10 protein-coding genes are annotated in these 13893 nt (G+C 59.7%); 1 reads left to right on the forward strand and 9 read right to left on the reverse strand.

The window, feature by feature from the left end; translation table 11 throughout:
• Positions 1 to 122: 122 nt before the first annotated feature.
• Positions 123 to 1544: a bifunctional D-glycero-beta-D-manno-heptose-7-phosphate kinase/D-glycero-beta-D-manno-heptose 1-phosphate adenylyltransferase HldE gene (hldE, locus tag AB4O36_RS23845; RefSeq protein ID WP_460140408.1), complete on the reverse strand. Its 1422-nt coding sequence runs from the start codon at positions 1542 to 1544 to the stop codon at positions 123 to 125.
• A 175-nt stretch (positions 1545 to 1719) separates the two neighbouring features.
• Positions 1720 to 3522 carry a lipid A export permease/ATP-binding protein MsbA gene (gene msbA, locus AB4O36_RS23850; RefSeq protein WP_460140409.1) on the reverse strand — a complete coding sequence of 601 codons (1803 nt, stop codon included), beginning with the start codon at positions 3520 to 3522 and terminating at the stop codon, positions 1720 to 1722.
• Between the two features lie 154 nt (positions 3523 to 3676).
• On the opposite strand from msbA, the gene AB4O36_RS23855 reads away from it, so the two are divergent.
• Positions 3677 to 5533 carry an O-antigen ligase family protein gene (locus AB4O36_RS23855; RefSeq protein ID WP_460140410.1) on the forward strand — a complete coding sequence of 619 codons (1857 nt, stop codon included), beginning with the start codon at positions 3677 to 3679 and terminating at the stop codon, positions 5531 to 5533.
• A gap of 40 nt (positions 5534 to 5573) precedes the next feature.
• On the opposite strand, the gene AB4O36_RS23860 is transcribed toward AB4O36_RS23855, so the two are convergent.
• The 7 genes from AB4O36_RS23860 to AB4O36_RS23890 are packed head-to-tail and all read right to left on the reverse strand — an operon-like array spanning position 5574 to position 13754.
• On the reverse strand, positions 5574 to 6458 hold the full coding sequence (locus AB4O36_RS23860; protein ID WP_460140411.1) for a glycosyltransferase: 885 nt from the start codon (positions 6456 to 6458) through the stop codon (positions 5574 to 5576).
• The gene (locus AB4O36_RS23865; protein WP_460118682.1) at positions 6455 to 7609 is read right to left on the reverse strand and encodes a glycosyltransferase family 4 protein; all 1155 of its coding nucleotides are present in this window, start codon (positions 7607 to 7609) and stop codon (positions 6455 to 6457) included. Before AB4O36_RS23865 ends, AB4O36_RS23860 begins: the two co-directional genes overlap by 4 nt.
• Entirely contained in the window at positions 7606 to 8490 is an 885-nt protein-coding gene (locus AB4O36_RS23870; protein ID WP_460140412.1) for a DUF6625 family protein, read from the reverse strand. The genes AB4O36_RS23865 and AB4O36_RS23870 overlap by 4 nt, the downstream gene beginning before the upstream one ends.
• A 54-nt stretch (positions 8491 to 8544) precedes the next feature.
• On the reverse strand, positions 8545 to 9978 hold the full coding sequence (locus AB4O36_RS23875) for a PIG-L deacetylase family protein (RefSeq protein WP_460140413.1): 1434 nt from the start codon (positions 9976 to 9978) through the stop codon (positions 8545 to 8547).
• 8 nt (positions 9979 to 9986) lie between these two features.
• The gene (locus AB4O36_RS23880) at positions 9987 to 10883 is read right to left on the reverse strand and encodes an antimicrobial resistance protein Mig-14 (RefSeq protein ID WP_460118688.1); all 897 of its coding nucleotides are present in this window, start codon (positions 10881 to 10883) and stop codon (positions 9987 to 9989) included.
• On the reverse strand, positions 10883 to 12013 hold the full coding sequence (locus AB4O36_RS23885) for a glycosyltransferase (RefSeq protein ID WP_460140414.1): 1131 nt from the start codon (positions 12011 to 12013) through the stop codon (positions 10883 to 10885). Before AB4O36_RS23885 ends, AB4O36_RS23880 begins: the two co-directional genes overlap by 1 nt.
• Positions 11997 to 13754, reverse strand: coding sequence for a carbamoyltransferase family protein (locus AB4O36_RS23890; protein ID WP_460118692.1), 1758 nt, complete (start codon positions 13752 to 13754; stop codon positions 11997 to 11999). The genes AB4O36_RS23885 and AB4O36_RS23890 overlap by 17 nt, the downstream gene beginning before the upstream one ends.
• Positions 13755 to 13893 lie beyond the last annotated feature (139 nt).

Raw genomic sequence — 13893 nt, forward strand, 5'->3', positions numbered from 1 at the left:
TTACCACTGAGAAAAAGCAAGCAAAAGCATTGAGAGATTACCAACGAACTTCATCGGTGCGGTCAGCCCCTCACAATTAAACCCGCTCATGCTCAGACAGGAACGGGAACTTTTAATCTTGTTCAATGGCTGCGGATCTTCTCGACAATCGCCGTTGTCGAGCTGTTTTCCACCAACCCCAGTACCTTTACCGCTCCACCATAGGCCGTCACGATGTCCGCGCCGACCACCTGGTCGATGCCGTAATCGCCGCCCTTGACCAGCACGTCCGGCTTGACCTCGCGCAGCAGATTTTCCGGAGTACCCTCAGAAAAGCTGATCACCCAGTCTACCGCACCGAGCCCCGCCAGCACCGCCATGCGCCGGTCGACGCTATTGATCGGCCGCCCCGGACCTTTCAGGCGACTGACCGACGCATCGTCGTTTACGGCAACGATCAGGCGATCACCCTGTGCCCGTGCCTGCTCAAGGTAGGTCACGTGCCCCGCATGCAGGATATCGAAGCAACCGTTGGTAAAGACGATCTTCTCCTTGTGAGCGCGAGCGTCGTCAACCGCCAGTCGCAGTTGCTCGAGGCCGAGCACACCGCGCTCGGAACCTTCCTCACGCTGAATGGCCCGACGCAGTTCCGGAGCACTGATGGCCGCCGTACCGAGCTTGCCGACGACGATGCCTGCCGCCAGGTTGGCCAACGCCACCGCGTGGGGCAGTTCTTCACCGGCCGCAATCGCCGCCGCCAAAGTGGAGATCACCGTATCGCCGGCACCTGTCACGTCGAACACTTCCCGCGCGCGCGCCGGCAGGTGCAGCGCCGGATGATCCGGGCGCAACAGGGTCATGCCATGTTCGCCCCGGGTCACGAGCAGAGCACCCAGCTCGAGGTCATGCATCAACTGAGCGCCTTTATTCACCAAGTCGTGCTCATCGACGCAACGGCCGACGATCGCTTCGAATTCGCTGAGGTTGGGGGTAATCAGGCTGGCGCCACCGTAGATCGAGAAATCCTTGCCCTTCGGGTCGGCCAGCACCGGGATGCCACGGGCACGAGCGGCCTGGATGAGCACCTGGTGATTTTTAAGCGCGCCTTTGCCGTAGTCGGACAGCACCAGCACTTTGATGCCTTCCAGCAATTCGCCGACCTGGTCGCCCAGCGCCAGGGCGTCGGTCGCGAACGGTTCTTCGAAGTCGATGCGCAGCAATTGCTGATGACGGCTCATGACCCGCAGTTTGACGATGGTCGGCTGATGCGCAATACGCTGGAACATCGCTCGCACGCCAGCACCCTTGAGGCTATTGGCCAGGCTGTCGGCGGCTTCGTCGTCGCCAGTCACACCGACCAGCGAGGCGGGTGCGCCCAGCGCGGCAATGTTCAAGGCAACGTTCGCAGCGCCGCCCGGGCGATCCTCGATTTGCTCGACCTTGACCACCGGAACCGGTGCCTCAGGGGAGATCCGTGAGGTCCCGCCATGCCAGTAGCGGTCGAGCATGACATCGCCGACCACCAATACTGGGGCTACATCGAATCGCGGCATGGACAACTTCATGGAGCATCCCACATACAAAATGAACAAGGGCGGGATATTAGCACAGGGTTGGTGCGGGGCCGGCGCATGGCACGCCTCCGAGGAGCAAAAATGAAAGATCGCAGCCTGTTCAGGGTTGATGACCCCAGGCTGCGATCTTTCCAGACAGTTACCTACATGATTGACCGCGCAAGGCTCACGCGATGTTTTCTGCCGGGGCATCGAGCCCCATGGCATTCAAGCGGGCGTAGTAACCATTCTGAGCCAGCAGTTCGGTGTGCGTACCCCGCTCGACGATCTGGCCCTGGTCCATGACCAGGATCAGATCGGCTTTCTCGATAGTCGACAAACGGTGAGCGATGACCAGCGTCGTTCGTCCCTTCATGACCTGATCCAGTGCCGCCTGGATGTGTCGCTCCGATTCGGTGTCCAGGGCCGAAGTCGCCTCGTCGAGAATCAGCAGCGGTGCATTCTTCAGCAACGCCCGGGCGATCGCCAGACGCTGGCGCTGGCCACCAGACAGCAACACGCCGTTCTCACCGACCTGGGTGTCCAGGCCTTGGGGCAATTGTGCAATGAAGTCCATGGCATAGGCATCTTTCGCAGCCTTTTCGATGTCTTCACGGGGTGCGCCAGCCAGATCGCCATAGGCGATATTGTTGGCCACCGTGTCGCTGAACAGGGTGACATGCTGGGTCACCTGGGCAATGTGTCTGCGCAGGTTGAGCAACTTGTACTGCTCGACCTCGACACCATCGATCAGGATCTCGCCCTTGTCATGGTGATAGAACCGCGGGATCAGGTTGGCCAGGGTCGACTTGCCACTGCCCGAGCGCCCCACCAGCGCGACCATTTGCCCTGGCTCGACGGAAAAACTGATGTCGTCGAGCACCTGGCGCTCGGTGCCCGGGTACGTGAAGCTCAGATGACGAACATCCAGACGACCGGTAACGGCATCACGTTCAATGGTCCCGGTATCGATTTCCGGTTCAACGTCCAGTTGCTCGAAGATACTTTCGGCACCGGCGACGCCTTTCTGAATGGTCGAACTGACTTCCGACAACTGGCGGATCGGTTTGGGTAGCAGGCCGGCCAGGGTGATATAGGCCACCATGTCACCGGCGGAAGCATCGCCCCGCAGGTACAGGACCAGGAACATCAGCACCGCCATCGCGCTATAAATCACCAACTGCAGCAGCGGCGTATAAATGGCACCCGTGCGGGTCATGCGCAGTTGCTTGTCGGTATTGCCCTGGCTCGCATTGAGGAAGCGTTTCTCTTCGTAGACTTCCCCGCCGAAACTGCGCACCACGCGATAACCCTGGATGGTTTCCGACGCCACGTGCGTGACATCGCCCATGGCGGCCTGGATCTTCTTGCTCTGCTTGCGGAATTTCTTGCTCGCGTTGCCCACCATGAACGCAATCAGTGGCAGGATCGCGACCATCACCAGGGTCAACTTCCAGTTCATGTACAGCAACGAGGCAAACAGGAAGATAACCGTCATACCCTCACGGATTACGACCTTGATCGCATCTGTTGCCGCCCCTGTAACCATTGTTACGTTAAAGGTGATGCGGGAAATCAGGTGACCCGAGTTATGCTTGTCGAAATATCGGTTCGGCAGCACCAACAGGTTATTGAACAACTGCACACGCAGGTCGTGCACCAACCCGAGCGAAACCTTGGCCAGGAAGTAGTTGCCCAGATAAGATCCCAGCCCCTGCCAGGCGGCGATCAGGATGATCAGCAACGGCACGGCTTGCAGCAGTTGAAGGTCGCGCAGGTAAGGCACGCTGGGAAACAGCACCGCCTCGGGATTGGACAGGCCATCGACGAAATACTTGAGGATGTACCCGAGCATTGGCTGCGTCGAGGCGAAAATCAGAAAACCGACGATGCTGATCAGGAACAGGCTGATGTAGGGCCGGACGTAACCCAGCAGGCGGAAATAGATTTTCAAGCTCGAAGGGCTTGCGTAGAGACTGGAGTCGGTCATATCACGCGAATGTCGATAAAAAGGACGCTGACTTTAGCACAGCTTCCTCAGGGTTCTGGCAATCGCATAAAGGCTGTTATTGTTAGACGACGCAAACAGTATCATAAGGCCACCATCGGATTGGCCGATCAACTTCAGGATTGAATTTTCCAACATGCAACTCAGTGGTTTGAGCAGTACCCCCAATCGAGTCTTCGACTTCATCTGCCTCTGGATTCTTCCTGCGGGCTATTTTCTGCTTTTGTGCTCGATGTTTTTCCTGCCGGATCGCAGCCTGCTTCACAAGCTCTACTACGGGTTGTTCAGCATCCCGACATTGATTGCGTTGTGCATGCGTCCGCGCGAGCTCAGGGAACTGCTGCGCGATCCGATCTTTATCGCGGTGTTGCTGTTTGCCGCCTGGGCGTTGATCAGCCTTGCCTGGAGCCCTGGCGATGACGGGTTCTCCGGCAAACTCAAGCCGCCCCTGCATTTGCTGATGTTGTTTGCAGGTTGCTACCTGCTGATTCGCCATCGCAGCGAAGTCATCCAACCGCTGCTGTTCAGCGCCGCGATCGTGGGGCTGATCGCGACAATCTGCTACCTGTACGTGTTTGCCGGGATTTACGCACCGGGTTTGCGCCTGATTGGCGGAGGCGCGTTCGATAACCCGCTGTTGAGCTCGCACCTGTTCGCCTTCTTCTGCGCCTACTGGCTCAGCTTGAGCATGACGTGTAAACGCCCACAGATACTCTGGCTGAGTATCCCCGCCATGGCAGTCATGTTCGCGGCGGTCATTGCGACCGGCTCCCGTACCCCCTTGGTCGGCCTGACGCTGGCGGCATTGTGGCTGAGCTTCATCTGCTGGAACCGTCGCTCGATCCTGCTGCTGGGTCTCATGGGCGTCGGGGGTGCGGCAGTGCTGGTGCTTTTCTCGAGCATGATCCTTGATCGAGGCAATTCCTACCGTTTCGAAATCTGGCAGTTCGTCCTGCACAAAATCGCCGAACGACCATGGCTTGGCCATGGCTACGATGCCAGCCTGGAGGTCGATGTCGGCTTGGGTTACACGCTGGCAGAGCCACACAACTTCGCCCTCGGCGTGCTGTATTACGTCGGTATTATCGGTTTCATTCCCTGGTTGTTCGTTCAAGCCTGGGCGTTGCTGAGCAGTTGGCGCCAACGCTTGCAACCACTGCTCATCATTGCGTCGACCTGGTTGGTGTTCGGTATCGGCGGCGGCCTCACCGAAGGCGGCGGAATTCTTTCCCGGCCCAAGGAGCACTGGTTCCTGCTATGGATTCCCTTGGCACTGATTGCCGCTTTGAGCATCAACCAGCTTGCCGGTCGCTTGCTGACGATGTCCGTGAAGCGCCTGACCCAGCCAGCCCTGGAAGCGATGAGCGCCGACGCCCGGATTATCGAAGAAGATGGCTTGGGGCCAAAAGTGCTGCGCCTGGTCGATGGCAGTTTCCTGAAGTTGTTCCGGCCCCGGCGCTGGTACACCTCGGGCAGCTTCAATGCCTATTCCGAACGCTTTGCTGTCAACAGCGAGCGGCTGCGCAACATGGGTTTCCCGACGCCACGGATTCTGGAGCTTTATCGCCTGGAGGATGGCAGCAGTGCCGTGCATTACACGCCCCTGCCGGGTCACACCCTGCGCCAGGTACTCCAAGGAATCACAGCACCGGAAGTGCGTCAGGCGCTGGTGGAGCGCTTTGGCAAGTTCATGGCGCAACTCCACGAGCAAGGGGTGTACTTCCGCTCGCTGCACCTGGGTAACGTGCTGGTTCTGGAGGATGGAGAATTCGGCCTGATCGACGTCGCCGACCTGCGCATCTTCCCGTCATCACTGAGCCTGTCGCTGCGCCAGCGCAACCTGCGCCATATGCAGCGCTACACCGTCGATCGACGCTGGCTGTTCGAAGAGCATTTGCAGGCGCTGCTGCAAGGGTATGCCGTGACAGCCTCGCCGTCGGCCGTGGACACCCTGCATAAACAGGTGCTTGCGACTGCCTCATCCGCCCGATGAGACAGCCGCAGGATGAAGGCTCGCACCTGCCGGTGCGGGCTTAATCCTTCTCCAGCGGTGAAAAGTACAAGCGCCCCAGCCCGCGCCAGGTCTTCTTGTTCCACGCCTTGAACGGAATCTGCGCCAGCAGTTCGCGCGCCAGCGTACGGTCGCGGTTGGCCGTTTTCAGGAACATCGAACTCAGGAAGCGGTAACGCACGAACTCGTACATCGGGTGATCGCTGAACAGAGCGTAGGTGCGCAGGATATTGTCGATCATGAAGCGGTGGTTCTTGTAGGAGTTTGTGGCGTGTTTGCGATAGCGCGCCATCAGCACGTTCAAACCATCGATAAAATACCCGGCATGGGTCACTTTCAGTTCGATCAGCAAATCCTCCAGGCGAATCGTCGGATCGAAGCCACCGACTTTCTCCAGGGCCTCGCGACGGATCATGAGGGTCGGCGCCGGCGGATAAGGCTTGCGTTCGAGGAACATGTCATCGAAGTCCAGACGACGAAACGGCACATCGCGGCGCTGACGTGATTCCGGGTACGCGACCCCTTCAGCGTCCATCAGCTCGATATTCCCGGCGCAAATGCCGACCTCCGGTTTGCCGTCCATATGCGCCACCTGGATGGCGATGCGCTCGGGCAACATGATGTCATCGGAACCGAAGGGCACGATCAGACTACCCTTTGCCCGCGCAATGGCGCCGTTAAGGGTATTGGTCAGCCCCTGATTCTGTTGCACACGGAAATCGAAACCGTGTAGCGCCTGCAAGGCGTTGATCCGCTCGACGCTGTCATCACTGGAGCCATCATCGACCACCAGCAGCTCGATATTGGGGTAGGTCTGATTCAGCACACTGAGAATGCTGTCCTCGATGTAACGCCCGTGGTTGTACGACGCGATGATGACCGTGACGATGGGTTGTGCGTCGTTCATGACTGCTCCTTGCGGGCCTGGCTCAAGCCAGTGTCGATCAGATTCAGGTATTCCTGGCGGAACACCTCGATATCGTGTTGCTCCTGAAGATAGCGATAGGCCTGCTCACCTTTGGCCCTGAGATCGTCATCTGACAATGCGAGATAGCTATCCAGTGCTGCGACCAGGCTCGGCACATCTTTGGGGGTGATTGCCAGACCGCCCGCCCCCTGGATCAGGGGCAGCATCGCGGGCACGTTCGAGGCGATGACCGGAAGGTGCCCGCTCATACCTTCGAGCAGCGCCAACCCGAGCCCCTCGGCCAGCGAGGGCATTGTCCAGATATCGAAGGCGCGAACATACTGCAGGGCGTTTTCCTTGAAACCCAGCAAATGCGCACGTCCGGTCAGCCCCAGACGCTCGATCTCGGCCGCCAGGCGCGACTCTTCGCGACCTGCGCCAATGATCGCCAGCTGGGTGTCGGGGTATTTGTCCTTGAGTGCCGCGAACGCTTGTAAAAGGTAGGTGTGCCCTTTGACCGGCACCAGCCGACCCAGCGCACCGATCAAGCGTACCGAAGGATCGATGCCGAGCATTTCCCGGGCACGCTCGCGGCTGTGCTGCAAACCTTCAGCCTGGTCGATGTCGATCGCATTGGTAATGGCCCAGGTGTTCTGGTCAGTGAAACCGCAGTCGCAGTCCAACAGGTACTGCTTGACTGCCGGCGACACTCCGACGAAACGCCAGTGATGATCGATCAGGCGCTGGGTCTGGCGACGCCGGTAAAACCGGTCGTACTCGCCAAAACCGTGGGAGATGCCGATGCACAGCGGCACCTTCAGCCAGCGGTTGAGCGCCAGCATCATGTTCACCGGCTTGAAACGGTTGCAGATCACCACATCGAATTTTTCTTTGCGGCAAAACTGGTACAGCCGCCACATGGCACGTATGCGCATGCCCTTGAGCGACTTGTCGGAAAACTCGAAGTACACCGAGTGTGCAGCACGACTCACCGCCTCACCCGGTCCGGGCTTGCCCCGCAGGAAGGCCGCGGTCACTTCATAGCGATCGCCCGGCAAAGCCTTGACGATCTGTTCGGCCAGGTCGGCGAAATCATGGGCTTTGACGTTGTAGTCAGGCTGCAACTGCAGCACTTTCAACCGTTGACTCATAACGCGCCCCGGTGAAAGCCGGTTTCGTCGATTATCCAGGCAGGTTCGGCGGCCAGGCGCTTGATCTCTGCCGGATCCGGTTCTGGTAACTGCGGCCATTCGTTGCGCTTCCAGCAGACGAAATGGAAGTACGGAAACTGACGCTCGCCATCGCGATCGTTGGTCAACGTGCCGTTACGCCAGAACCACCGGCGCGGGAAGTTTTCCGTCCCGTCGTGCCACTTGATGCAACCGCCCGGCGTACTGAAAGCCTCGGTGAACTCGCTTCGGCGGCGCCACGGGTTGAACTTGCCCACCAACTTGAACAAGGGTTCCGGGAAATTCTTGCGCCAGAGGAAAATCCGGCTGAAAGCACCTTCGTCCAGGGCGTGGTGCTTCTGGTCAGTAAATCGCGCCTGCCAATCCTCGATCTGCCTGAACAACTGACGTTTTCGCTCGGAATTTCGGATCAGGCACAGATGCCCCGCCACTCGCCGCTCGTGGGTCGAATACAGGTCATAGGAAGCGAGCCGATCCGCCGTGAAGTAACTGCGCAGATCGCCGTACACCAGGTCGATATCGCCAAATGCCCAGAAATCATAACCTTCCAGGCGATCGGCATGGATCAGCCCAAACGCCGGGCGGATGTCACACAACTTGTAGGCCTGGGTCGGTGCAAAATCGATTTCCAGGCGCTGGGACACCAGGCCGCAGTAATCGCTGAATGTCATGCACTCGATGGTGACGTTGGGCGGCAGGTTGTCAGGAACCCCGCAGTCACTGAAGAACAGCCAGTCGATATCAGGATTGCGTCGGCAGCTCTCCAGGAAAAACGGCATCCAGAAAGGCCAGCGCCCGAAATAGGGCATCAGGAACAAAATACGCGGGCATGGATTGATCACGGAAAACTCACTGTAAATACTGGGAACACTGCCTTTTACAGGCAGGGTTGTAGTTCAATTCTGGGGCCCGGATGGCTCGCCATGCTTCAGAAGCCAGAGCAGCTCGTGGCGCCGGACCGCCTTGCGAAAGAACTCATTCTCTCCATAGGTGGGCGGCACTCTACTGGCCAGTAATCGCTGTATCAACCGCCTCAGGCGGCGCTTGAACGGCATGCGTGGCTGCAGGTCGTGCATCATTGCCAGCGCCATGGCTTTATCACGCTGAAGTGGAACGGGCACTGGCAGGCAATAAGGCTGCATCACGATCGCCGAATCGAACACCGGCGGCAATGCGATGCCGTGACCGGTATCTCCCATGGGCCAACGGTCATTGTCGTGCAGGTGGTTGGCATAACCGAGCAATGTCGTCGGCTGCCATTGCAGGCCGTGCAGGGCCTCGAGCACCGCCTGCTGAGCACAAATGTGATCAGGGTGCGGATCGAGTGTCGGGTGTGGCAGCACGATCACTTCCGGCCGTGCCCGCAACAGCAACTCGCGCAGGTCGGCCACGAGATTGTTCCACGTCGGTGCGCCATCGGCATCGCCCGGCAGAGCGAAGGGGTTCAACTGACGGAACAACCGGGTGTCGTGCATCTGTGCTTCGCGCGACCCCATCGGCTGCGACGGGGCATCTCGCATGGCCGCCAGTTGCAGGCAGAAATAGCCCAGCTGTACGCAATGTTCCTGGGGTACACCCGCCCAGCGCGGCACGGCGATGCTGTCCCAGGCGCGCAGTCGCCCCTTGAGCCGCGCGGCTTCAACCGGATCCAGGCCCATCTGTTGATAATGTTGTGCTTCGATTTCGCCTGCGGTCAGGGTCACGATCCAGGCTTCGTCGGCCTGGCTGTACAAACCATAAGCCGCCAGTTCGGCGTCATCGGCATGAGGGGCGATGACCATCACCCGGTGACGACGGTAGTCCGGTTGTTCGAAGGCCCAGAGCACCGGCTCGCCAGACACCCGGCAAAAGCGCCCGCGCAGGCGCAGGTCACCCCGGGACAGCACCTGCGCCTGACCACTCAGGTTGAGGTAGCGCAGCCCATTCGCACCCCGCTCGAACGTCTGCCAATCGGCGTGATCGCCACCGGACAACTCCACGGCCGGGTCGAAAAAGCGCCCCAGCCAGCTGCTTTTGATTTGCACTGCCAGGATCAGGGTCGCGTCATCGACCAGCATGACTCCATCATCCAGGCGCAGACGCTCACCGTCCAGGTGAACCCTGGGTTGCGGCGTGTAAGGCGGGAAGCTGTAGGCGTAATCGTCCCTGGGCGAGTAGAACAGATGGTCGGCAAACCAGGCCTCGTGTGCGATCCAGCTCACTATCGCCAGCACCAGCGGTAGCCACCAGGCCACCAGCACACCGATTGCAATCAGCAGCACCAGGGCAATCAGCAGGCCGATGCGTTTGTTGCGCCGGTGACGCTTGAGCAGTTGTTGTTTGCGACTCATGGGCGCACTCATACGGTAAAGACCGGCACAGGATTACACCAGCGGTCCTTGTATTCACGGTCCGCACGACCAAAGGAAAAGCGCAGGGGCTTGTCCAGCGCCCGAGCGTGCTCCCAGGCACTCTGGGTATTGAGGAAGCTCAAGACGCTACCGGGGCTGAATTCACGGGTCTGCGGATCGACGCCGCCGTTGATGTACTCGACACTGATCCATTGCGGCGCTTCAACGCGATACACCAATTGAATGGCAATGGGTGCATCGTTAAGGAAAATCACCGAGCCGATCAGCAGCTCACGCAATAACTCGACCACCTCGGCCATGCGCTCAGCGCCAGTCGCCGGGAATCCCCAGCGGCGCAGGAACAGATCACAGTAGATGGCAGCCAGCTCGGCGCTGGAAAACTCGCTGACCGGACGCACCACACCACCCGCCTCCTCCAGCAAACGCAACTCGCGCCGCTGGTTGTAGCGAAACTTCTTGGACAGTTCTTCAGGCGTGCGCGCCATGGCCAACTGTTCGGCCTGCAGCTTGATACCGCTGAAGCGACCTTCATTCAGCGCAGACAGATAACGGGCGCGATGGCGCAGTGGTGCCTGGCTATCAACGGCAGCAGGCAGGATGATTTCGGCATTGCCGAGGTCGAACAGCCCCTTCTTGCCGTTACGCTTGAGCACGTCCTTGGACAGGGCAAGATCGCGGCCCCAAGTCGCAATGGCCGCCTGCACATCGCCGTTTGGCGCCCACGCCAGATAACGTACGGGGATGTTGGCCAACCCGGCCAGACGCTCGACCACCAGGGGGTGGGTCGCAACACTGCCGCCGTATCGTTGCCAGGCCTGCTCGTAGGTCGGGGCATCGACCACCGACCAACCACGCTCGCGCCATCCTTGAAATCGGTTGAGCATCAACCCCTCGCCGCCAGTTCCGTGACATTGGGCAGATGCCAGAATGCATCTCGCACCGCGCGGTCGGAGAATCGCTCTCGCAGGCGCTCCAGCATCAGTTCGGCGCACTGGCGCCGCTGCTGGTCATCCATCGCAGCCAGGTGTTGCAGCCCCTGGGCCAGACGTTCGGTATCACCCAACGGGAACAGAATGCCGACGCCTTCGACCACCTCCCTGGCGCCGCCGCAGGCGGTGGCCAGCAACGGCAGGCCTGCCGCCATGGCTTCGAGCAACACCATGCCAAACGGTTCGTGATCGGAGGTCAGGGCAAAGACATCGAAGGCCCGGAAAAAACGCCGGGCTTCGGGCACCTGGCCAAGGAACAGCACACGATCACCGATCCCCAGCTCACGGGCCATGGCCTTGAGCTCCTGCTCCAGTCGCCCGATCCCCAGAATCACCAACTGACTGTTGGCCGGCAATCCCGGCAATGCCGCCGCAAAACCGTGCAGCAGCGTGGCCTGATCCTTGTCCGGATGCAGTCGCCCCACGTTGCCGATAATCCACGCATCCATCGACAGACCGAGGGTTTCCCGAGCCTCGCGGACGGAGACGTGATCGTCTTGGAGATCTTGTACGTTGATGCGGTTGTAGAGCGTCTGGATCCGTGCCGCCGGCCATTTCGGCAGGCAACGGCGGATGTCGTCGCGTACGGCATCGGAAACCCCGAGCAGGCTCAGGCGTTTGCGGAAGAAATTCGCGAAGAACCGACGGCCAGGGCGCTCATAGTCATCAAACGCGTGATGAACGCCAATGACTGACAACGATGTGCCCAGCAGGGCAATGTAGATCGGCTTGAATCGGTGTGCGATGCAGAAACTGAAGTTGCGCGAAGCGGCGATCTTGCGCAGATCGCCGATGGCGCCCAGCTTCAGGCCACGAATGGCCCTGGAGCTGTACTCCATGAATAACACTTCGTCCGACGCACAGCTCGCGGCGACTTGTGCATCGGCCACCCCGGTGAGAAACACCGTGGTGACTCGATAACCGGTCCCCGCGAACAGGCTGGCATACTGCCGGGCGCAGTCCAGGAACGGACCGTCATAGCCGTGGCAGAACTGCAGCACATGGCGTTCAGCCGAGCGTGTCATAGGCGTCCGCACCCTCTTTGACCACGAGAATGTCCTCCATGATCAGATACTGTAGGTCGGAACCGAAGAACATGTTCAGGGCATCCGTCGGCGAGCAGATCATGGGCTCACCACGGCGGTTGAGCGAGGTGTTCAGCGACACGCCGTTGCCGGTCAGGTCTTCCAGCGCCTTCATCATGTCGTAGTAGCGCGGGTTGTACTCGCGCTTGAGCACCTGGGCGCGGGAAGTGCCGTCTTCGTGAACGACTTCCGGCACTCGGGTTTTCCACTCTTCAGCCACTTCGAAGGTGAAGGTCATGAACGGCGCCGGGTGATCGACCTTGATCATCTGCGGGGCAACGGTGTCGAGCATCGACGGGCAGAAAGGCCTCCAGCGCTCGCGGAACTTGATCTGGTGGTTGATACGGTCAGCCACACCCGCCACGCTCGGGCAACCGATGATGGAACGTCCGCCCAACGCGCGCGGACCGAACTCCATGCGACCCTGGAACCAGGCCACGGGGTTGCCGTCTACCATGATCTTGGCAATCTGCGCAGGCATGTTGTCGAGCTTGCGCCATTTCGGCTTGTCGGCATGACGGGCGCACGCGGCAATCACGTCTTCGTTGCTGTACGACGGGCCGAGGTAGACGTGCTCCATCTTCTCGACCGGCACGCCACGGGCGTGCGACACGTAGGCGGCCGCGCCGACCGCGGTGCCGGCATCGCCGGACGCTGGCTGGACGAACAGTTCCTTGACGTCAGGGCGAGCAATGATTTTCTGGTTCAGCTTGACGTTCAACGCACAGCCACCGGCGAAGGCCAGCTTGCCGGTTTCCTTGAGCACGTCGCCCAGGTAGTGATCGATCATCTGCAGCGCGAGTTTTTCGAACAGTGCCTGCATGCTCGCAGCGTAGTGGATGTAAGGCTCGTCGGCGATGTCGCCTTCGCGCTTGGGACCCAGCCACTCGATCAATTTCGGCGAGAAGTAGAACCCCTTGCCCTTCTCTTTATAGCGACGCAGGCCGATGACGTTGGCGTAGTCGGTGTTGATCACCAACTCGCCGTTTTCGAAGGAGGCCAGGCGCGAGAAATCGTATTTGCTGGCATCGCCGTACGGCGCCATGCCCATGACCTTGAATTCGCCGTCGAGCATTTCAAAACCGAGGAACTCGGTGATCGCGCCGTACAGACCGCCGAGGGAGTCCGGATCGAAGAATTCCTTGATCTTGTGGATCTTGCCGTTTTCGCCGTATCCGAAGAAGGTCGTGGCGTACTCGCCCTTGCCGTCGATCCCCAGGATCGCGGTTTTCTCCTTGAAGCCGGAGCAGTGGTAAGCACTGGAGGCGTGAGCGAGGTGATGTTCAACCGGCTCGATCTTGATTTTCTTCGGATCGAAACCCAGTTGCTCGAGGCACCAGACGATCTTGTTGCGATAGCGTTTATAGCGACGGTTGCCCATCAGGATCGCATCGAGTGCACGATCCGGTGCATACCAGTAACGCTTGGCGTAGTGCCAGCGAGCTTTGCCGAACAGGCTGATCGGGGCGAACGGGATTGCCACCACGTCAACGTCGGAGGGCTTGATACCGGCCTGTTCAAGGCAGAATTTCGCCGACTCGTAGGGCATGCGGTTCTTTGCATGTTTATCGCGTACGAAGCGCTCTTCCTCAGCTGCCGCGACCAGCTTGCCGTCGATGTACAAGGCTGCGGAAGGATCATGGCTAAGGGCGCCGGACAGGCCAAGAATCGTCAATGCCACAGGGGTCTAGCCTCTTAAGTCTGCATGCAGGCGCAACGCGCCTCAAAATGGATGTGCCCTCGCAAGGGGCGAGAGACAGCTAAAGGGCGGGATTATAGCGTAAAAGATGGCAGGAATGACCCACCGGGTTGTCAGTGGT

It is taken from the genome of Pseudomonas sp. S2_E01 (assembly GCF_054668365.1).